Below are 21,307 nucleotides of genomic sequence, written 5' to 3'. Positions count from 1 at the left end.
AGCTCCCTATTTGGGAGCTTATTTTGGTAACCACTGATCATTCGTATGGAAAATATTTTCTAATGAGTATTTGGAAGCTTCCTCTTCACTTAATGATTTTGCCCAGCTAACTCTGTGTGAGGAATCACTTCCAGGACCCATGCTAATCCATTCGGAATACCGAGCTGTTTTTTCATTTTCTTCATTTCGCCAATTATCCCATCCAAGGGGATGAATATGCTGACCCATCCATGTATTGATAAAGACTGTATGGGCAAATGGGCGCCAAGGGCGTCCTAGGTACACTTCAGAAGCATCCTTTGCCCCAGTCAGTCTACAATTTTTGAAAACATACCCATATTTATTTTCCTTTGGAGTTGAGGCAGCAGTAATATAGCCCTTGCGAAGACTATGAATCGTACATTCTTCAAAAACAGCGACAGCAGAGCCAAAGATGAAATCTACATGCCCCTCAATATAGCATTCCGAGAAGTAATGTCTTCCCTTAGATGTGTAAAGAGTATCTTGATTTGCTAATAATCTAACATGGTTAAATGTACACTTATCTCCGGCTACATAAAGGGCAAGTGCCTGGCCGATAGCGTCACCATATCCGGCAACATTTTGAATCGTTAGATGCTTCAATTGGAATAAATCAGCAAATACATGGAAAGTAGCTGTTTCAAATGTCCCAATTTCATTCCCATCTGAGTTTTTCATTTTGGCAAATTTACTACCTGAAATAATCGTTTCGTATTCTCCAGCCCCAATGATAGTAATATTGGGTTTATTTTCAGGTACAGTTATGATTTCCTCGTATAAACCTTCTTTTACATAAATGGTTACAGGTTCCAGTGGAAAGACACGAACCGCGTCAATCGCGGCTTGGATCGTATAATAGTCACCATCTCCATGTTGAGAGACTACTAGTTTTTGCATGAACACATTTCCTTTCTTAGGTCGCTCTTATAGACTCACGATATTTACCAGGTGTCGTTCCTTCAATTTTCTTAAAAGAGCGAATAAAGTTTTGGGAGTTATTAAAGTTAAGTCGATCTGAAATTTCTTTCACTGAAATATCAGTTTCAGCAAGCCATTTTTTTGCCATATTAATCCGATACATGGATAAATATTCACTAAATGAAATGTTCATTTCTTTCCTGAAAATACTGCTTAAATAATTCGGATTGTAATGTAACCTATTCGCAATCATATCGAGTGTAATATTAGATTCAAATTCCTCATGAATGATGTGAACAATGTTTTCTGAAATGGTTTTATACTGGGATTCAGCACGGTCATCAATCTTTTGAAGAAGGGGATCGATGATAACGTTGATAAACCAGTCCTTCACCTCTTCTCTTGACTTCAGTTCATAGATCTTTTCAAAAATTGAACGATTGTCTTCTAAATCTAATACATTGATTGCCAATGTGTGCATTAGCTCAATTAAATCGCTTAATAATCTAACTAATGAAATTTGGTATTGAATATGATTCAGATCCTCAGAGAAAATTTCATCAATTAGCTCATTGAGTAAACGATAGACTTTCTCTTTGTCGTTCACTTTGATCGAGTCGAATAATTCAGTTTCAAGTCGCTTAGGGAAGTATGTGTGCAATCCTTTTCCAATTTCAAGGTTTTCAAAGAAAATAATCGATTCAGTACCATATTTTAGCGTGTATTTGAGAGCTTCTAGGCTCTCCTTATAACCAGTTCTCGTCTCAAGCACATTAATGAAAGGTTCACTTACCCCAATACTCACAGGGACACTGTATTCCTCTTTAATTTTTTTCTGAATTTGTTCAGCAAGATCATTTACATATTGATTAAACTCATGCTTCGATTCTATGTTGCTTAACAATAGGGTAACTTGAGTTTGTTTATTAACTATTGGTAGCATACGCTCATCACTTGGAATCATTTCTTCAACCAGTCCATTAATAACAAATAATAGAACGTCTTCTTCTTTTGGCTTATAGGAAGTGCCTTCAAGACTGTCGATTTGAACGGTTAGAACACTGAGCCATTTAAAATCTAAGTTATAGCCAAAATATTTCATTCTGCCTTCTAACTCTTCATCTGTAACATTTCCAGTTAAGAGTCGGTGCATGAAAAATTGTTTGAGTTGATTAATTTGGTTTGATAATGATTTTTCTAATATATCATTTTGTTTCATCATGTCTTTTACATGGTTTTCAATAAAGACAAATTCATTCTTATCTTTTCGTTCTTCTTTATTAGTTAATGAATGTAAAATGACATTTTGTAATTGTTTAATAGGTTGATAGATTATTCTACTACCGAATAAAGCTAGTAATAATGAAACGCCAGCAATCAATAGGGTGATGGCAAGTGTTAGCCATCCGATCGATCTTGATTGGGCTGTTAGTTCACCAAGTTCAACGACAGAAACATAAGTCCAACCATTATAAAACGATTTTCGATAGGTAAAGAGATAGTCTGTACTATCAGATGCAATCGTAAATTGCCCGGTGTCTTCTTCAATGGAGGTATTTTCAGACAATACGTCTTTATATTCAAAAGCTTGTCCTACATTTTGTGTTTCGTTGTGTAAGACAACGGTTCCATTTTTGTCTAAAATATAAAATGTTTCTAAAGAGTTGTCCTTCTTTAAAATATCGCGAAAACTACATGTCGGTATATTCGCAATAATCATCCCTGTTTTATTAGAAGAAATCGCAGGTATTTTCTTAATTAGGTTCAAATTATAGCCGCAAGCACGGGAAGCCGGTTGTTTGTACAAAGGGTCCTTCGTGTTTTTTTCTAAAAGCCAGACAGAGCTTGTCTTTAGTGAAAGATACCGATCGGAGATTTCGTTCAGTTGTCCCTCAGATAATCGTTGAAGACCATAATTATTAACAAGCCAGTTATTTTGAAAACTAATCAGAGCAATATCAGTAAGACGTGTATCGAATGTTTGCTGATGACTTAGATCGTCCCTTAACTGGTTATATAGCTGGAATTGTCTTGTTGTAAGCGGTTCCCTTAATGATTCAATAATTTTTGATGAAGCTGCTAACTGTGTCAGGGATTGGTCCACTGACTTAATAACCTGCTCTACATTTGTTTGGATTTGGTACACACTATGTTCTTTTTCTTTTGCAACATAATTCTCCACAACAGAGGTTGAGCGAAGGAATGAAAATATTCCGACAATAATGACTGGTATAATGGCCAAGATACTTACAAATAAAATCATCCTATGGAAGAAGGTTCCTGGTAGCTTAAGTTTCATGTAATCACTCCAAATCTATTCAAATGTGAGGGGATGATTATTAAGTTTGTAACATCCCTGTAATATTCGAATGTCTTCTATTATAAATGTAAGCGTACATAATTTGAATAATCATTTTGTTACATTGTGTTCATAATATTAGAATATTCCTTATAAATTCAAGGGTATACTGACCTATTTAAAAGTAAATTAAATGATTATAGTTATTATTATAATAGTATCCTATCATAAAGACAGGGAAGTTGTTACCGTTTTCAAATATTACCTATTTCATTGTGAGAAAGGATGAATATTCATGAATAACACGATAGTTGAAAAATCACCTTTATATTTTGCAAAAAAAATGTGTGACACATTGATGACAAAGTTTACTCCAGAGGAGCTTCCACCGGGTGGACGTTGGCACTATCACCAAGGCGTATTTTTATGTGGAATGGATTTAGTTTACAACAAAACAGGTGAAGACAAATATTTTGAGTACTTAAAGGCATATGTTGATCACAATATCGATGAAAATGGAAACTTATTATTTGCTAGAGATGAGTTAGATTCAATTCAAGCAGGACTCTTATTATTCCCATTATATAAAGCTACTGGATTAAAAAAATATGAAATAGCTGCTCAACGTTTACGTAATATTTTTACAACGTTAAATCTTACAAGCGAAGGTGGATTCTGGCATAAGGATAAATACCCGTACCAAATGTGGCTAGATGGCTTATACATGGGTGGACCATTTGCGTTACATTATGCCAATGATTTCAATGAGCCAAATCTAATCGACATGGTCATTCATCAGGAAAACTTAATGAGAAAGCATACAAAGAGTGAAGCGACCGGTTTATATCATCATGGTTGGGACGAAAAGGCTGTACAGCCGTGGGCTCGTCCTGATGGTAAAGCTCCAGAGATTTGGGGTCGTGCTCTTGGTTGGTATGGATTAGCAGTCATAGACATGATTGATATTTTACCAGAGGGCCATCCACATAAGGAAGAGTGGATTGCATTCATTCAAGATTATGTTCGTGATGTCGTCAACTATCAGGATGAAAAGACGGGCCTATGGTACCAAGTTGTGGACAAGGGAGACAATGAAGATAATTGGCTTGAGACATCTGCTTCCAGTCTATTCGTTTATGTTATTGCCAAAGCTGTTTCTAAGAAATATGTTGGCGAGGAGTTTGCGAAATATGCAACAAAGGCATATGAAGGATTGCTCAAGTATAAAGTTCAAGAAACTGAAGAAGGCACTCTTATTATCGATGATATTGTAATCGGTACTTCAATTGGAGTATATGACTATTATATTAATCGTGAGCGCAGCCATAATGACTTACATGGTGCAGGTGCTTTTATCATGGCAAGTATGGAAATGGAAAAATTGCTTGCTGAACATCAGGGGGTTAAATAATCAATGAAAAAATATGCAGTTTGTGGATTGAGTAACAGAGCACTTAAAATGTTTATTCCACCATTAGTTGAAAAATTTGCAAAACAAAGCGAGATTGTTGGTTTGCTAGACAGCGATGAATTCCGTCTTGAATTATGCAAAGAGAAATTTCCTGTCTTAGCTCAAACACCGACATACCTTCCAAATCAAATTGATCAAATGATTGAGGAAACAAAACCGGATTGTATTATTGTTGTAAGCCGTGATAATACACATATCGATTACATTTTAAAAGCACTTGAACATGATGTAGATGTCATCACAGAAAAACCAATGGTTACAACCGCTAAAGATGCAAAGAGAGTAATGGAAGCTGAACAAAATAGCAAAGGTAAAGTGACTGTAGCATTTAATTATCGCTATAGTCCTTACCATCGAAAGATTAAAGAACTTGTTTTAGAAGGTAAAATAGGTAGAGTGACTTCGGTTGACTTGAATTGGTATATCGACACATATCACGGGGCGAGCTATTTCAAACGTTGGAATCGGAAAAGGGAACTTTCCGGTGGACTTTCAATCCATAAATCAACACATCATTTTGATCTTGTCAATTGGTGGATTGATCAATATCCTGAAGAGGTTTTTGCACATGGAGCCTTACATTATTATGGACCCAATGGAGAGCTTAACCCAGACCCAACGACAGATAACCGATATTGTGGTACATGCCATGTAAAAGATAACTGTGATTATTATTTAAGATGGAATCCTCGTGAATTTTCGGAAGCCATTGAAGATGATCACTTAAACATGGGTGATAAAAAAGAAAACAAATATACGGATTATCGACCAGATGCATGTATCTTTGACTCTGAGATAAACATTGAGGATACGTATACAGCTTCTGTAAAATATAACAAAGGTGCTCTATTAAGCTATTCAATTAATTTCTCAACACCATTTGAAGGCTATCGCTTAGCCATCAATGGTACAAAGGGAAGAATTGAAACACAAGAATTTCATGCACCAAGCCGGGTACCTTTCGAAGTGCCTGAGCAAACAATTGATTACTATCCTTTATTTGGCTCAAAAGAAATTATTCATGTTGTCCAAACTGCTGGTGGACATGGCGGTGGAGATCCTGTGTTAATTCATGATCTTTATCAAGGCATCGATCCAAGACGCCAATATGAAATACTAGCAGGGGCCGAAGCAGGGGCGTATTCAATCGCACTAGGAGAAGCGGTTTGGAAATCAGTCGAAGAGAAGAAACCAATTTCCATTCAAGAATTACTAAAAAGTTATCAAGGACAACTATAGGATAATCATTAGAAAGGGGAAAGACATATGCTAGGAGGATTGGACAGTCCATTTTACCGCTGGTGTGGGGCTATTTCACGTTTGATTTATCTAAATATGTTATGGCTTCTATTTACAATAATGGGACTAGTTGTTGCAGGAATTGTACCTGCAACTGTAGCGCTTTTTGCAGTAACTCGAAAGTGGATCATGGGAGATGAAGATATCCCTGTTTTTTCAACATTTTGGAGCGTATATAAAAAAGAATTCTTAAAATCCAACCTCCTAGGGCTTACCCTGTTCATAGCTGGATATATCTTATATGTCGATCTTGTATTTCTTCCCACCACAAGCATGTTTTTTATCGTGGTGAGGTACGCACTAATTGCAATTTGTTCAGTTTACATCGTAATTTTACTATATATTTTCCCAATCTATGTCCATTTTAATGGGAATATAAAATCGTATTTGAAGAATGCCGTCATGTACGGTCTATCCTACCCACTCGTTACTTTTGCGATGGTATTAGGGATTATCATACTTTATATTGGATTTACTTATGTCCCATCTCTCATACCTTTTCTTAGTGTTAGTATACTAGCCTATTTTATTATGTGGCTTGCGCTAAAAGTTTTTGCAAGAATTGAAGAAAAAGTAAATGGGAAAGACGAAGTAAAATCAAATAAGAGAGAACCAAGTTTTAGTAAATAGACAAATTGAAGGTGTTTCAATGAAAAACGTTCATATATATATTGCCGGAGATTCAACAGTATCTGATTGCCCACCTAACGAAGAACCACGTGCAGGATGGGGACAGGTAATCAACCAGTTTTTTTATGAGAATGTTATCATTCACAATTTAGCAATTGGCGGTCGAAGTTCAAAAAGTTTTATTGATGAAAAGAGGTTAGAAGCAATACTAAACGAAATTCAACCGAATGATTACCTCTTCATTCAATTTGGGCATAACGATCAAAAACAAGATCATCGAAGAACAGAACCTTATTCAACTTACCAAGCCTATTTGAGCCAATATATCGAAGGCGCAAGAGCAAAAAAGGCTATCCCGATTTTAGTAACTTCGATGCATCGTAGAACCTTCGATGAAAACGGAAAAATAATGAATAGTTTAGGAGAATATCCAGAAGCGATGATGGCCCTTGCAAAGGAAAAACATGTAAACCTCATCGATTTATGGAATGATTCGAAGAACTTATATGAATCTTTAGGTCCTGAAGAATGTAAAAATCTTTTTATTTGGTTTGAGCCGGGTGAACATCAAAACTACCCTGATGGAATTAGTGATGATACGCATTTTCGAGAGGATGGGGCAAATAAAATTGCAGAAATTATTGCCAAAGAAATTAAAAAAACAATCCCAGATTTAGCGATATATCTAAAGGATTAAAGTGAGGTGTTCATGTGATCAATCTAGGTATTCGCGCACATGATGTAAAGGCTAGCTCCTTAGATGAACTTGTGCAAACAGTAAAAGATAAAGGGTTATCTTCTGTACAATTGGCCTTAGCAAAATCATTTCCAGAACTAAACACGAGTTTAGGAAGTCTTTCACCTGGTTTTGCTAAGAATATAGGTAATGCTTTTCAACAAATGAACATCCAAATCGCAGTATTAGGCTGCTACATTAATATGATTCACCCAGACCAACAAGAACGTCAAAAAGCATTAGACCGCTTCAAGGAGCATATCCGTTACGCAAGAGATTTTGGCTGTAGTGTTGTTGGAACTGAAACAGGAAATGTCCATGCGAAAATGGGATTTACTGTAGATAATTTCCGTGAGAAACCTTTTTTAGATGTTGTTGAAAGTGTGAAAGAACTTGTAAATGAAGCAGAAAAATTTGGAGTTATTGTAGGGATAGAAGCGGGAGTTAACCATCCTGTTTACAACCCAATGCTCTTAAAAAGGTTATTGGATGAAGTAAATTCAAATAATTTACAAATTATCTTTGACCCGGTAAATTTATTAACTGTTGAAAATTTCATTTATCAAGATGAAATTTTCAAAGAGGCTATCGAACTATTTGGCGATCGTATTATCATTGTTCATTGTAAAGATTTTGTTATTGAGGATGGCAAGTTGAAGTTTGCTCCTCCTGGTAAAGGGCTATTAAACTACGACTTAGTCATGGAACTGATTAAGCCTAAAAAACCTTATATCCAATTTCTTCTAGAAAGTACAACCGAACCTTTTATAGATGATAGTATTGCATTTTTACATGTAAAATACGAAAATGCTTAGTATGGGATGATATGTAGTATATTTCCCTCATATACACATCAGAAGGGATGAAAGGGCTTTGAGAGATAAAGGAAAGGTCAAAGAATTATTTGCAGCCATGAGTACAGCTGAAAAAGCCAAGTATATTTGGGAGTACTATAGATATTATCTATTTGCTTTTCTTATTGTATTTATTGTCGCTATCTTTCTAGTAAACGACTATTCACCCAAAAAGGATTCTGCACTTTCGATTCTTGTTCTAGGAGATTTGGTAGATTCAAATGAAATTGAAAATATCCAACAAAAGCTAAATGAAGGAATTCTATCAGAAGAAGAAAGAAAAACGCATGAAGTATCGATACAGGTAATCCCATATGCACCAGATGCTGCAGATTTAAATGTTGTCATGGCCGCTCTACAACGAGTAACTGGAGAAATATCTACTGGAGAACTCGATGTTTTGTTCATTGACAAAGAACAGTTCGAGATTATGAATGGGGAACAATATTTTTATAGCCTAGATAAATTAGTAGATAAAGAAATACCAGTTGGTAAAGAATTTATGTATTATGATTCTAAAAATCAGGCTACTGGAATCGATGCACAAGCTTTGCCACTATTTAACGAAGCAATCGATGATCCAGATGTGGTAATGGGTGTAATTGTAAATACCCAAAGAACAGAAAACATAGAAAAAGTTTTTAACATTTTATTCAAAAAACAGTGATTTTTTCATTGCAATATTAGTATATTACGATATTATTTTAATAGAAGGCAATTTAATTAGGAGGCTATATCCATGGAACATATGAAGCAACTAGTTGAAGCATTAAAAAACGGAAACGTTTTCGAAAATTCGGGGGAAGTTAAGGTTTATGAAAAATCTGTAACTCATCATGATAATGTAAGCCTTGTCATGGTAAGAGACCAACAGCAAAAATGGATTCTTGCATCAGGAGAAGGCGCTTTATTTGAGGAATTAAATGGTACAGTCATTACTGATAATGGAAAGGCTTGTCCATTAACACATGAAAATCGTTTAGTATTAAATCGTTGCTTTGAATATACTGTTCCAAGAGCATTCGGTACAAAAGTTGCAACAATGGGTTTAGGTGACCGCTTAGGTCTAGCTTCACCGGGACATATTGAAACTGTTCGTGACCATAATGTAAAGCCAATTCTTGCTCAACAAAGTATTCGTGAATTAACATTAACGAATCGTACAATGAATGATGTAATTGACGCAGCAAGTTTTGCTGTTTTCCAAGAAGGATATACAGGTGGATTTGGTGCAGATGGCGACCACTTAAAAGAAGAAGAAGATATTAAAATGGCGTTATCACTTGGTATGTCAATGCTAACATTAGATTGTTCAGACCATATCCAAAACCGAGTTGAGGGCTTAACAGTAGAGGAAATCAGTGCTGAATTTGATAGCCTCCCTGAAGAAACGAAGAATCACTATATTGAGCTATATTTAAATAAAGAATTTGATGTAAAAGGTCTTGGAATCGGATTTGATGAAAATACATTAAAGAAATTTGTATTGTTATATGGAAAAGCTTTAGACTATATGGTCCATGTCCATGACACATATATCGAAAAAGCAGACCGTGACATTGATTTTGAAATTTCAATTGATGAAACTGAAACAGTTACATCTCCAGCAGCACATTTCTTTGTAGCAAATGAATTACAAAAACGTGGCGTAACAGTAACTAGTCTTGCTCCAAGATTCTGTGGTGAATTCCAAAAAGGAATCGATTATATTGGTGATATTGAACAATTCGAAAAAGAATTAAGTGAACACGCGCTAATCGCTGAATACTTTGAATACAAATTAAGTATCCACTCTGGAAGTGATAAATTTACAGCGTTCCCAATTATCGCGAAGTATACGAATGGAGTTCTTCATGTTAAAACAGCTGGCACAAACTGGCTTGAAGCTGTACGTGTAATTGCAAAAGTAAATCCTGGTCTTTATAGAAGAATGCATGCATATGCACTAGAACATTTAGATGAAGCACTTAAGTATTACCATATTACACCAGATATGAACACAATCGTTCCACTTGATACAGTTTCTGATGAAAACCTTCCTGAATATATGAACAATGACGCAGCAAGACAAGTAATCCATGTAACTTACGGATTATTGTTAACTGCAAAAGATGAGAACGGAAACTTCATCTTCAAGGATGAATTCTTCGGTACATTGAATGATAATGAAGATGAATACCGTCAAGCCCTTGTAAAACACATCGGCAAGCACGTTGAATTATTAAACCTATAAAAAATGACTATTTTCAAAACACCTTTCTTTTAGCTATACTAGCTAAGGGAAGGTGTTTTTTTATGCATAAATTTATCCTAATACTCTTTCTTGCTCTTTTTTTAAATGGCTGCGGGCCTCAAGGTACCAATCAAGAGTCTACTAAAGAGGTAGAATTAACAGTTTCTGCTGCTACAAGTATGCAGAATGTTTTACAGGAATTAAAGAACAATTTTGAAAAGGAACATCCTACAATTAAGATCGCTTTTAATTTTGGTGCAACAGGTGCACTTGCACAACAAGTTTCTCAAGGAGCTCCGGTCGATTTATTTTTATCGGCTTCCATAGAAAAGTTCGATTTGCTAGTTGATGAGGGTCTCATTGACGAAAAACTTCATCAAAATCTAATTGGCAATGAGATTGTGTTAATTGCTCCAAAAGAAAACGTAAAGCAGATTACGGAAATAGAAGATTTGCAAACAAAGGCTGAACGGATATCAATCGGAATACCAGAATCTGTTCCTGCAGGGAAATATGCGAAGGAAGCACTTGAAAGCAGGGATATGTGGAATGAAATCGAAAATAAACTAGTGCCCTCAAAAGATGTTCGGCAAGTCCTTACATATGTTGAGACTGGAAATGTAGATGCGGGGTTTGTCTACAAAACAGATGCCCAATTTTCAGACCAAATTGTGATTGTGATGAGTGTGGATACTAAGTATCATTCAGAGATTATCTATCCAATCGGCGTCATAAAATCATCAGAGCATATAAATGAAGCAAAATTATTTTATGAATATTTATTGAGCGATGAAGCCATTGCCCTTTTAGAGGAATATGGGTTCTCAAAACTAAAAATAAAAAAGCAATTGGAGCATGAATGACCAATTGCTTTTTTTATTTACATATACGGTTGTACACCCTTTGCGATTTCCTGTACGATGTTTGCAAGGGATGAGATTTGTTGATCGTCTAGGTTGAAAGACTCTTTGATTTTTGTTTCAAGATTATTCGTAATTCTACGTTTGCCAACTTCTACAAGGGCAATAAGCGCAAAACTACAATTTACAGCTTTCGCGAAGTCACGTTGAGTCATGTTGTTTTTTTTGCGTAAAAATTTAACAATATCTTTGTTAATCCTAGGCATATTATACACTCCTTACCTATGGCTTTTTACATGTGGGAATATATGATTGCGTATCTATTATTCTATGATAATCACAATATTACCATCATATATATATTTCGTCTAGGCAGGTTTTCAGGATGTCCAGCTTCAGGCGCCATCGGTTCGAGGTCATAAGCCAATCGCTTCAGATGGTAAAAAACACCTTCTGTCAGCGCTCGTCTTATGCTTGTCACCGATAGACGGGGCCTTGCGCTTTTCCCATCGCCTACGAATTAGAAAAGCTGTAGAGCTTGTCTACAGCTGTTTTAGGGAATTACTTATCTCCATAAAGTCGACGTGCAGCATGATTGGTTGGACCAACATATTCATTTAGTTGGAAGGAGTGACGAATGGCAGCTGTAATGAATTTCTTCGCTTCATATATGGCTTCCTTCACTTCTAGTCCTTTTGCAAGTCCAGCTGCGATAGCAGCTGAAGAGGTGCAGCCAGCGCCGTGAGTAAATGTTGTTTCAAAACGGTCGCTTTCAAGGACCTCTATTTCTTTTCCGTCATATAAAACATCTACTGCTTTATCATGTTTTAGCTTTCCGCCACCTTTTACGAGTACATATTTCGCACCAAGGTCATGTATCTTCACAGCAGCTTCTTTCATTTGGTCAACAGTTGTTATAGAACCGATTCCACTTAATTGACCTGCTTCAAATAAATTAGGAGTAATGACTGTTGCAAGTGGAGTCAGTATTTCTCTAAGAGCAACGGCATGATCTGGGAACAGAACTTCATCTTCTCCCTTACAAACCATTACAGGATCCACTACAAATTTTTGAAGATTATGTTTTTTAGCCGCATCTGCAGTAATTTCAATAATATCAACAGTAGGAAGCATACCAGTCTTTGCCGCATCCACACCAATGCCATCAAGGATTGTTGCTAATTGTGCCTTGATGATATCGTGGTCAACCGGAAAAACTTGGTGATTCCAACGATTATGCGGGTCCATCGCAACAATTACAGTTAAGGCAGACATGCCGTAAACTCCATGTTCTTGGAAGGTTTTTATGTCAGCTTGGAGACCAGCTCCACCACTACTATCAGAACCTGCAATCGTTAATGCTTTTGGTAAACTCATGTTTGAAACCCCCATCTAAAAAGTTTGACAGACTTATTATATATCAATTGATAGAAATAGATATATTATTGCAATAAAAAATAGACTTTACAATATAAGGAAGGTATAAAATGTTGATTTAGTAATTAAGAATTTGATACAATACTTTGATGTAAGAGAAAAGTGTAATTCGATCCTAAACACATTCATATCTTGCAAATATTAATGATAGGCGGTCGAAAATAATGACAGAAACAAAACCTTATCGAGTATTACTTTACTATCAATATGTAACAATTGAAAATCCAGCAGAATTTGCAGCAGAGCATCTAGCCTTCTGTAAAGAAATTGGTCTAAAAGGTCGTATTTTAGTAGCGACAGAAGGTATCAATGGAACGGTCTCCGGTACTGTTGAACAAACCGACAAGTATATGGAAGAAATGAGAAAAGATCCACGCTTTACAACAATGGTTTATAAAATTGATGAAGCAGATGGCCATGCGTTTAAGAAAATGCATGTTAGACCTCGTCCTGAGCTTGTCAACTTAAGCCTTGAGGATGATATCAATCCACTTGAATTAACAGGGAAATATTTAAGTCCAAAAGACTTTTATGAAAAAATGCAAGATCAGAATACAATTATTTTGGATGCAAGAAATACGTATGAATATGATTTAGGACATTTCAGAGGCGCGATTAGACCAGATGTAGAAACTTTCCGTGATTTACCACAATGGGTACGTGAAAACAAAGACATGCTAGAAGGAAAAAAGATCTTAACGTACTGTACAGGCGGTATTCGTTGTGAAAAATTCTCTGGTTGGTTAGTAAGAGAAGGCTTCGAGGATGTTGGTCAGCTTCATGGAGGAATTGCAACTTACGGTAAAGACCCTGAGGTACAAGGTGAACTTTGGGACGGCCAGCTTTATGTATTTGATGAAAGAATTGCTGTTCCGGTAAACCAAAAAGAGCATGTGATTGTAGGGAAAGATCATTTTACTGGAGAACCATGTGAACGCTATGTAAACTGTGCAAACCCAGAATGTAATGAACAAATACTTTGTTCTGAAGAAAATGAGCATAAATATCTAAGAGGCTGCACACATGAATGTCGCGTTCACCCACGCAACCGTTATGTAGAAGAGAACGGGTTAACTGAGGAAGAAGTAGCAGAACGTTTACAAGCCCTTGAAAAAGAATTAGTACAACAATAATTATTAAAACCACAGTGTGTAAAAACCACTGTGGTTTTTTCAAATACACAATTCTGGTACAATATAGGAAAAGAAAGGGGAGAATTGTGAAAATTATTGCATCTCATCCGTATGTTACTATACAAAGAAAGATAGAGTGGAATGTGCAAAAGTATATTGAAAACAAGCATCAGTTGCGATTGTTTGAGGACCGAATCCTTTCTTCTGCAAATGAATTTCATCTAGATCATGTATATGATGTTTCCTACAGAGCCAGCTTTCTATATCTCCACACAAACCAAGGAGTATTCTCCTATAATATTAAAGAAGAACCAATTGATTTTATTAAAGCATTTAAAGGTTTGAAACAGTAAATAACGTTTCGAGGTGAACTATGGAAATCGATAAAATTTTCAATGTAGTTAAGGAACGTACTCCCTCTCTATTAGGCCGTGGGGATTTTAAGCGCTTTTCCATTCTTCTTCCTTTAATTAAAAAAGATAATGAAGTTCATATCCTTTTTGAGGTTCGTTCAAATCAATTAAGACGGCAGCCAGGAGAGATATGCTTTCCAGGTGGAAAAATGGACCCAACAGATAGAGATGAACGGCATACAGCAATTAGGGAAACTATGGAGGAACTAGGGTTAAATGAAAGTGATATTACAAATGTAAGTCCACTAGATTATTTTGTTTCACCTTTTGGTACGATTATTTATCCATTTGTAGGTGTAATAAATAGTCCTGATGAGATTCAACCGAATCCAGCAGAAGTTGGAGAAGTATTTTCGGTTCCATTGTCATTCTTTCAGTCAAATCCTCCACAGATATTTAAAGTGAAATTTCATGTAGAGCCCGAAGAAAACTTTCCTTTTAACGATATCATTGGAGGGGAAAATTACAAATGGCAGGTAAGAGGCATGGACGAATGCTTTTATTATTATGAAGAACGTGTCATTTGGGGCTTAACAGCCGGAATCCTAAAACATTTTTTAGAAGTAATTGAAAAAAGCCCTAAATAAAGGGCTTTTTATTTTGCTATTTCGTAAATATAGCATTTTTTAATCCGAACGTGGGGTGGAGACACATCATATTCCAGTAATTGGGATGTTAATAGCACTCCAACCGTCGTGGAGATACACCATATTCCAGTAATTAGGAGGTTGAGCCGACACTCTAGCCATCGCAGAGACAACAAAAAGAGTATCGGTCTCCCAATACTCTTTCAAGTTTATATGTCAGTTTCCTAGTAGATCTCTAAGCTTATTTTCAACTTTTTCGCTGACATTCTTAATGTCTTTTTTTGCCTCTTCCAATACTACCTTCCATTTGGCACTTTCTTCTTTTAAGGTTTCTTCGATTTTTTCAGCTTGCTCTTTAATTTCTTCCTTTGTAATCGTTTTTCGGTCCTCTTGTCCCGAAAGCTTCGCATTTACAGAAACGACATCAAAGGAGTCGACTTCCATTGTAGGAAGCACTTCGTCCATCATTGCTTTATATAAAGGAACAATATAGTCAGAGCTACTACCGCGGATATAATGTGTTTTGTCTGTTTTGTCATAGCCCATCCAAACGGCACCAACGAAATTCGGTGTATATCCAACAAACCATTGGTCCTTTGTTCCATTAATATCTTTATAAGGGAGCTGGGTTGAACCCGTTTTTCCTGCTAGGTCAACTCCAGGGATTTTTGTGCCTCTACCTGAACCTGTTTCAACAACGTTTAAGAGCATAGAAGTCATATCGTTTGCCACTTGTTTCGATGTAACCTTGGTTGTTTTATGCTTATGTTCTGCAATGACATTTCCGGTTGGTCCTACTATTTTTGAGATTAGATGTCCTTCCGGTCGTTTTCCATCATTTGCAAAAACTGAATAGGCCACCGCTAGTTGTAAAGGTGAAGTCCCTTTATGCATGCCACCAAGTCCAATTCCAAGATATTTATCTTCTTCTGAAAATGGAATACCAAATCTTCGTAAAGAATCAAGTCCTTTATTAAGTCCAATTTGGTCTAACAGCCAAACAGTCGGTGCATTTAACGAGTGCTCAAGGGCTTCATACATCTTCACTTCACCTTGGTACGATTTTGAGAAGTTTTCAGGTGTATAATCTCCATATGTTTTTAACTCATCAACTAATACGGAAGTGGCCTCATACCCTTCTTCTAGCGCAGGAGTATATACTGCTAATGGCTTTAATGTTGACCCTGGTTGTGCCTGCAAATGAGTAGCTCGATTAAAACCACGGAATACATGTTCACCACGGCCTCCGACTAAACCAAGCACACCTCCAGTCTTAGGATGTAACATTACAGCACCACTTTGCACAAGAACATCCCTGCCTTTAGGGAAAAGATAGTCCTTTTTATAAACAGCTTCAAGGGCAGATTGAACGTCTTGATCCATCTCAGTATAGAAGCTATACCCTCGAGTCAGAATCTCCTCTTGCGTCAACCCATATTTCTTTATGGCTTCATCTAGCACTGCATCTACATAATAAGGATAGCTTCTTTCTATATAGCTTCCGCCGCCATCCTCAAGCTTGATTTCTTCTTGTTTCGCTTGTGCATATTCATCATCAGAAATCATCTTTAACTCATGCATTTTTAACAGAACTGTATTTCTTCGCTTAATCGCACCATCATAATTTTTATAAGGATTTAAAGCTGATGGTGCTTGGAGAATTCCAGCAAGCATTGCAGCCTCACTGATTGATACATTTTCAATTTCCGTATTAAAATACTTTTTCGAAGCTTGGCTAATTCCCCATGAACCATTTCCGAAGAAGACTTGATTTAAATACATTTGTAAAATCTCGTCCTTGTTATAATGCTTTTCAATTTCCAATGCTAAAAAGAGTTCTTCGATTTTCCGTTTATAGGTTTGTTCAGGGGAGAGAAGCGCATTTTTTGTAAGCTGTTGAGTAATCGTACTGCCTCCACCTGTAATTCTTCCAGCAAATATATTATTAAAAAAGGCGCGCGTGATTCCTTTAATATCAAAACCATTATGGGAATAGAAGCGCTCATCTTCAATTGCAATAACCGCATTTTTTACATGCTCTGGAAGTTCTTCTACCGAGACACCCTCAGTTCGATTCGTCGAGATATTGGTGGCTACTTCACCATCTTTATCATAAATAACAGTGGCTTGACGCAAACCGTCTTTCAGCGATTGAACGTTTGCCTGACTAGCCATGAAGGCAAAGAAGAGCATAGACACTAAGATAAACACCAATACAACCAGTAATAAAATTTTAGTTATATGCTTCTCTCGCCAAAAACGTTTAATAGATTCCCAGAGTCGTTTTATATACGGCATTATTTTTTCAAATATACCTCTCATATTTGTTTCTCCAATCATTAGGATACTGAACTTATATTTTATAACAGTTATTCGAATAAGAAAAATATAATATAATCTATTTATAGATTAAAAATTATATTTATAGTTATACGATTAGATGAAGTGTTTTATAGGAGGGTAATAAATGGAAAAACAACAATTGTTTATCAATGGAAAATGGAAAGAAGGCGTCCAGTACGAAGAATTACGCTCACCCTATAATCAAGAAATCATTGCAATGATCCCTTTAGCCACAAAAGAACAGGTAGAAAACGCAATTGCAAGTGCCCAACAAACGACAAAAACAATGCGAAATTTAACAGCTTTTGAGCGCGCAGATATCCTCGAAAAGGTGTCTGATCTGTTTACTGAAAGGCTCGAGGAATGTGCTCTTATCCTAGCCACTGAAAATGCCAAACCATTAAAAGCCGCGAGGGCAGAAATTGTAAGAACTGCTGAAACTTACAAATTTGCTGCAGAAGAAGCCAAACGTCTTCACGGGGAAACTGTACCACTTGATGCTGCTAAAAACGGGAAAGGAAGATTTGGATACACAAAAAGAGAACCGCTGGGTGTCATCGCGGCAATCACGCCATTTAACTTTCCTTTTAACCTAGTTGCACACAAGCTTGGCCCAGCCTTTGCGGCAGGAAATACGGTAGTATTAAAGCCTGCATCACAAACACCATTAAGTGCAATTATGACAGCGAGGCTATTTGAAGAAGCTGGACTGCCAAAAGGTGCTCTAAATGTCGTGACAGGAAAAGGTAGTGTGGTAGGTGATCTACTTGTTCAGGACAATCGTGTAAAAATGATTACTTTTACAGGTAGTGTACCAGTTGGAACACGAATTAAAGAGAAAGCAGGACTTAAACGCGTTACCCTCGAATTAGGCTCGAATGCTGCTGTCATCATTGATAGTACAGATGATTTGGAGACAGCTGCAGCTCGTTGTGCAGAGGGAGCATTCAATTTTGCTGGGCAGGTATGTATTTCGGTACAACGTATCTATGTGAATGAAAATGTATTTGAAGAGTTCGTTGAAAAATTGAAGTACTATACTAGTCAATTAGTTCTCGGTGACCCGAAATCAGAAACCACTGATGTATCAGCCCTCATTAATCCAAACGAAACGGATCGAATCGATAATTGGGTCCAAGATGCGAAAGCAGATGGCGCAAAACTCGTCTATGGTGGAAAACAAGAAGGAACTGTCTTCCAACCAACGATCTTAGTAAACACGAACGAAAAACTTTCTGTGTCTTGTAATGAAGCATTTGGTCCGGTTGTGTCTGTTAATTCGTATAAAACTTGGGATGAGGCTATCAGTCTCGTAAATGACTCAGAATATGGGCTACAGGCAGGAGTATATACAACAAATATTCAAAAAGCATTTGAGGCTGCTGACCGATTAGAGGTAGGGGGAGTCATCATTAATGATATTCCAACCTTTAGAGTTGATAATATGCCATATGGTGGAGTTAAAAACAGTGGCGTTGGAAAAGAAGGTATCAAATATTCCACAGAAGAAATGACAGAATTGAAATTTGTATCCTTTAAACTATAAATGCGAGTTCAAAAGGAGGTTGAAAAGGACCGCGTCGACAAAAACGCCACGTCCTGTGGCATTGTCGACACTAGCACATCCTGTGCGTCGAAAGTTCAAGGCGGTCCAGCTTTGAGTACCGGAGCGTATGCAATTAATACTTGAGGAACGGAGAAGCAAGCCAACACAGAAAATCGATGTGTCATTTTCGCCCGACTTTTTGAACATCCTATAAACGAACAAAGCCTACAGCAATTTTCTGAAGCTGTAGGCTTTCCTTTACTATGAAGCTAATTTTCTTTTCTTTTCGGGTTTAATAGCAAATAATCCACCAATTAAAAATGTCCCACTAATAAAAAATACGGAAAAAATACCAGCCCAGGATCCAACTAATCCAAAAAAGACAGGGGCTATTAATTGTGACAAACGATTAGAGGCAAGTCGTAAACCCAGAACTTCACCTGTTCTTGATTTTGGTGATGCATTATAGGTAGTGGTCATTGAAAGAGGCTGACCACAACCGAGTCCAAGTCCCATTAGAGCACTTAGCGCACTTAATAAAATCACATTTCCAGTAAACGGAATTAATAAAAATGAGATACCTGCCATAAAAACGGATGCAATTAAAACTTTGTCTCTTCCAAGTTTTTCTGTTAATGCAGGTAATAAGAACCGAACGAGAATAATCGCTAACCCCTGTATTGAAATAATCCAGCCAATTGTTGAGGTGGAAATCCCATACTGCTTTGCGAACAGTGGAAAATAAGCAACGAAGATATCCTTTGAATATAGGACAAGCGCACTTGATATTAATGCTTTTCTTAATAAAGGCATTTTTAATAATCCAACTGAGGCACCTATGCTCATTTTTTGCTTAGCTTTTTGCTTCCTTAGGACAGGAATAAAAAAGGAAATCAAAATTGGTATGATATTAATGAAAATCGAAGCAAGGAATACAGAAGAATAAGATATGTGTTCTCCTAAATATCCCCCGATTATCGGACCAATCATCGCTCCCATCGCGGTCGCAATTCCGAATAGACTGTAATATTGATCACGTTTTTCCTCGGATGCAATATTTCCGAGTATGTTTTGTAAAGAAACTGTGATAAAAACAGCAGCTGTACCGACAATTAATTGTGAGATAAACAAGCTTGCCATTGAAGGAAAATAATAAGGAATGACCATTCCCAGTGATATTCCGACTAAACCAAGAAATACAGGTAATCGGTCTCCGATTTTATCGGCGATTCTTCCCGCATGGATGGCGAAGATTAGTGGAAAAAAAGCATATGCTGCTGTAAGAATTCCAATATCAAATGTATTTGCCCCCATTTCAGAGGCATATAACGTGATGATCGGTCTTGTTGTATTTAAGATTGTTTGAAAACCAGTGCAGATGATGATGACTATCCAAAGAATCATGTTTTTCCCTCACCAAAAAATTTCTTATTTTGTAATGATAAATATAGTATATTGATAGATATAAGTAAAATATTGTATTTGAATTAATCGTCATAAGATTTATGAATATCTAATGTGCAAAAGGAGGGAATGAAATGCGAAGTCAGGATTGGGAAATTCTAAAGGTTCTCTTTGAAAACAAGAATATTACAAGAACAGGTAAACAATTATTCATCTCACAACCGGCCCTAACAAATCGGATCAAACAAATTGAAAAAGAATTTGGGATCAAAATAATTAATAGGGACCGACGAGGTGTCCAGTTTACTCCACAAGGTGAGTACTTGGCGAAAAGTGCGGAGGAAATGATCCTAAAATTAAGACAAATAAAGGATCATTTGACTAATATGGAAAGTAAGGTTGTTGGAACGATTAATTTGGGAGTATCCAGTTTTTTCACCAAATATAAACTCCCTCAATTATTAAGGGCATTTAAGGACAACTATCCAAATGTAGAGTTCAAAGTAACGACAGGATGGAGTCGAGATCTTTTTCATTCACTCTATAAAAAGGATATTCATATCGCTTTTGTTCGCGGGGAATACACATGGATTGAGCAAAAACACTTATTATTTGAGGACCAGCTATGTGTAGCCTCAATGGAGGAAATTGATATCAGCAATTTGCCTAATCTCCCTCGAATTGATTATAAAACGGACAATCTACTAAAATCTATAATTGATCATTGGTGGATTGAGAATTTTACAAGACCTCCTATGGTTACGATGGAGGTAGACCAAGTTGATACTTGTAAAGAAATGGTTGTAAATGGACTAGGGTATGCAATAATGCCGGGCATGATTTTAAAAGGAAATGAAGATATTCATAAAGTGTATATCACGGATAAAGAAAATAATCCATTAATTCGTAATACATGGATGCTATACCATAATGAATCACTAGAGGTAAATGTCATTAACGCATTCGTTTCATTCATATCATCTTTAGACTTGCGGGATTTGTAAATATCGTGAACTTTATGAACAAAATAAGGTTATTGTTGTTAATTTCTTTTAATTTGAAAACGATTACATTTTTATGTATTGAAAGTATTATAAGGTTGTGAAAATTAAAAAAAGGGGTG

At 36.5% G+C, this 21,307-nt stretch carries 19 protein-coding genes; 13 read left to right on the top strand and 6 right to left on the bottom strand.

The features are described 5' to 3' along the window. Window positions 1-18: 18 nt before the first annotated feature. Window positions 19-918: a pectinesterase family protein gene (locus CKK03_RS10000; protein WP_099362442.1), complete on the bottom strand. Its 900-nt coding sequence runs from the start codon at window positions 916-918 to the stop codon at window positions 19-21. A gap of 16 nt (window positions 919-934) precedes the next feature. Beyond that, the gene (locus CKK03_RS09995; RefSeq protein WP_099362441.1) at window positions 935-3,238 is read right to left on the bottom strand and encodes a helix-turn-helix domain-containing protein; all 2,304 of its coding nucleotides are present in this window, start codon (window positions 3,236-3,238) and stop codon (window positions 935-937) included. 295 nt (window positions 3,239-3,533) lie between these two features. On the opposite strand from CKK03_RS09995, the gene CKK03_RS09990 reads away from it, so the two are divergent. From CKK03_RS09990 to modA, 8 genes are all read left to right on the top strand, one after another. Then, window positions 3,534-4,649: a glycoside hydrolase family 88/105 protein gene (locus tag CKK03_RS09990; protein WP_099362440.1), complete on the top strand. Its 1,116-nt coding sequence runs from the start codon at window positions 3,534-3,536 to the stop codon at window positions 4,647-4,649. Window positions 4,650-4,652: 3 nt separating this feature from the next. Beyond that, window positions 4,653-5,948: a Gfo/Idh/MocA family protein gene (locus CKK03_RS09985; RefSeq protein ID WP_099362439.1), complete on the top strand. Its 1,296-nt coding sequence runs from the start codon at window positions 4,653-4,655 to the stop codon at window positions 5,946-5,948. 27 nt (window positions 5,949-5,975) lie between these two features. Next, window positions 5,976-6,638, top strand: coding sequence for a YesL family protein (locus CKK03_RS09980; RefSeq protein WP_099362438.1), 663 nt, complete (start codon window positions 5,976-5,978; stop codon window positions 6,636-6,638). 19 nt (window positions 6,639-6,657) lie between these two features. Next, a complete protein-coding gene (locus CKK03_RS09975; RefSeq protein ID WP_099362437.1) occupies window positions 6,658-7,335 on the top strand; it encodes a rhamnogalacturonan acetylesterase in 678 nt (225 codons plus the stop codon). Between the two features lie 17 nt (window positions 7,336-7,352). Continuing rightward, on the top strand, window positions 7,353-8,189 hold the full coding sequence (locus tag CKK03_RS09970; protein WP_099362613.1) for a sugar phosphate isomerase/epimerase family protein: 837 nt from the start codon (window positions 7,353-7,355) through the stop codon (window positions 8,187-8,189). Window positions 8,190-8,247: 58 nt separating this feature from the next. Then, window positions 8,248-8,895 (top strand): hypothetical protein, encoded by a 648-nt coding sequence (locus CKK03_RS09965; RefSeq protein ID WP_099362436.1) that lies wholly within the window; start codon window positions 8,248-8,250, stop codon window positions 8,893-8,895. A gap of 72 nt (window positions 8,896-8,967) precedes the next feature. Next, complete coding sequence (locus tag CKK03_RS09960; RefSeq protein WP_099362435.1) at window positions 8,968-10,461, top strand: tagaturonate epimerase family protein; 1,494 nt, start codon at window positions 8,968-8,970, stop codon at window positions 10,459-10,461. A 62-nt stretch (window positions 10,462-10,523) separates the two neighbouring features. Beyond that, a complete protein-coding gene (gene modA / locus CKK03_RS09955) occupies window positions 10,524-11,324 on the top strand; it encodes a molybdate ABC transporter substrate-binding protein (protein ID WP_099362434.1) in 801 nt (266 codons plus the stop codon). 17 nt (window positions 11,325-11,341) lie between these two features. Here modA and CKK03_RS09950 read toward each other — a convergent pair whose 3' ends face one another. Next, complete coding sequence (locus CKK03_RS09950; protein ID WP_245864082.1) at window positions 11,342-11,587, bottom strand: helix-turn-helix domain-containing protein; 246 nt, start codon at window positions 11,585-11,587, stop codon at window positions 11,342-11,344. Window positions 11,588-11,882: 295 nt separating this feature from the next. Beyond that, window positions 11,883-12,698, bottom strand: a complete 816-nt coding sequence (locus CKK03_RS09945; RefSeq protein WP_099362433.1) for a bifunctional hydroxymethylpyrimidine kinase/phosphomethylpyrimidine kinase — start codon at window positions 12,696-12,698, stop codon at window positions 11,883-11,885. Window positions 12,699-12,922: 224 nt separating this feature from the next. Between CKK03_RS09945 and trhO the strand changes: the two genes are divergently transcribed. The 3 genes from trhO to CKK03_RS09930 all read left to right on the top strand — a co-directional run bounded on the left by trhO (window position 12,923) and on the right by CKK03_RS09930 (window position 14,891). Continuing rightward, window positions 12,923-13,891 (top strand): oxygen-dependent tRNA uridine(34) hydroxylase TrhO, encoded by a 969-nt coding sequence (gene trhO, locus CKK03_RS09940; RefSeq protein ID WP_099362432.1) that lies wholly within the window; start codon window positions 12,923-12,925, stop codon window positions 13,889-13,891. Between the two features lie 86 nt (window positions 13,892-13,977). Further along, window positions 13,978-14,244, top strand: a complete 267-nt coding sequence (locus tag CKK03_RS09935; protein WP_099362431.1) for a hypothetical protein — start codon at window positions 13,978-13,980, stop codon at window positions 14,242-14,244. A 20-nt stretch (window positions 14,245-14,264) separates the two neighbouring features. Beyond that, the gene (locus tag CKK03_RS09930) at window positions 14,265-14,891 is read left to right on the top strand and encodes an NUDIX hydrolase (RefSeq protein WP_099362430.1); all 627 of its coding nucleotides are present in this window, start codon (window positions 14,265-14,267) and stop codon (window positions 14,889-14,891) included. Between the two features lie 216 nt (window positions 14,892-15,107). Here CKK03_RS09930 and CKK03_RS09925 read toward each other — a convergent pair whose 3' ends face one another. Beyond that, window positions 15,108-17,189 (bottom strand): transglycosylase domain-containing protein, encoded by a 2,082-nt coding sequence (locus tag CKK03_RS09925; protein WP_180271231.1) that lies wholly within the window; start codon window positions 17,187-17,189, stop codon window positions 15,108-15,110. A gap of 169 nt (window positions 17,190-17,358) precedes the next feature. On the opposite strand from CKK03_RS09925, the gene CKK03_RS09920 reads away from it, so the two are divergent. Then, entirely contained in the window at window positions 17,359-18,780 is a 1,422-nt protein-coding gene (locus tag CKK03_RS09920; protein ID WP_099362428.1) for an aldehyde dehydrogenase family protein, read from the top strand. 261 nt (window positions 18,781-19,041) lie between these two features. On the opposite strand, the gene CKK03_RS09915 is transcribed toward CKK03_RS09920, so the two are convergent. After that, complete coding sequence (locus tag CKK03_RS09915; protein WP_099362427.1) at window positions 19,042-20,184, bottom strand: MFS transporter; 1,143 nt, start codon at window positions 20,182-20,184, stop codon at window positions 19,042-19,044. 134 nt (window positions 20,185-20,318) lie between these two features. Between CKK03_RS09915 and CKK03_RS09910 the strand changes: the two genes are divergently transcribed. After that, window positions 20,319-21,188, top strand: a complete 870-nt coding sequence (locus CKK03_RS09910; RefSeq protein ID WP_099362426.1) for a LysR family transcriptional regulator — start codon at window positions 20,319-20,321, stop codon at window positions 21,186-21,188. The last annotated feature ends 119 nt before the right edge of the window (window positions 21,189-21,307 follow it).

This window comes from Fredinandcohnia onubensis (assembly GCF_002734215.1).
Taxonomy (GTDB): domain Bacteria; phylum Bacillota; class Bacilli; order Bacillales; family Bacillaceae_L; genus Ferdinandcohnia; species Ferdinandcohnia onubensis.
This window is presented reverse-complemented; position numbering and strand designations above follow the sequence as displayed.